Below are 550 nucleotides of genomic sequence, written 5' to 3'. Positions count from 1 at the left end.
TTCGCGTTCCCGGACCGCCGCCGCCAGTAGCCGTGGAACGATATCCTCGTCGGACATTGCATGGTCCTCCCTACCGCCACTGTCCCACCGTTGGTGGTTTTGCTCAAGCATCGCGGGGTGACCTCCCCCACTAACAGTTCCATCACCGGAACTGAGCAGACCGCACCGCGGCCTGGTCTTCGACCTCGTTCCACTCGCGATCCCATACGGGCTCAAAACCCCAAAAAAGGACGCGCAGATGAACATGATCGCTTCGCTCACCAGCATCCGCATCTCCGCCCTTGAGCGCGCTGCAGCCTGTGAAACCGTGTTCGCCATGCGCTGCCACCAGGCGCTTGCTTCAAGCGTTGCGCGCCTCATTGACGATGTGAAGAACGGCGCCATCGCCACGACTACACGCGCCGGCTGGGCCACGCTGGTGCTCGAGAGCAGCCCTCGCGTGGACAATGAAGGCCTGACAACCATCATCGAAGACCTTCGCGATCTTGGCCTTCGCATTATGTTCCCATCCGCCCGCGTCGCCGACGGCCGCCAGCAGGCGTTTGCCCTG

General features: G+C 62.5%; 1 protein-coding gene. It reads left to right on the top strand.

What is annotated here, in order from left to right:
* Positions 1-238: 238 nt before the first annotated feature.
* On the top strand, positions 239-550 hold a 312-nt coding region (locus IE243_RS23040), incomplete at its 3' end, for a hypothetical protein (RefSeq protein ID WP_191321600.1).

This window comes from Camelimonas fluminis, assembly GCF_014656355.1.
GTDB classification, from domain to species: domain Bacteria; phylum Pseudomonadota; class Alphaproteobacteria; order Rhizobiales; family Beijerinckiaceae; genus Camelimonas; species Camelimonas fluminis.
Note: the sequence above shows the minus strand (reverse complement) of the source record. Positions and strands in the feature narration are given on the sequence as shown.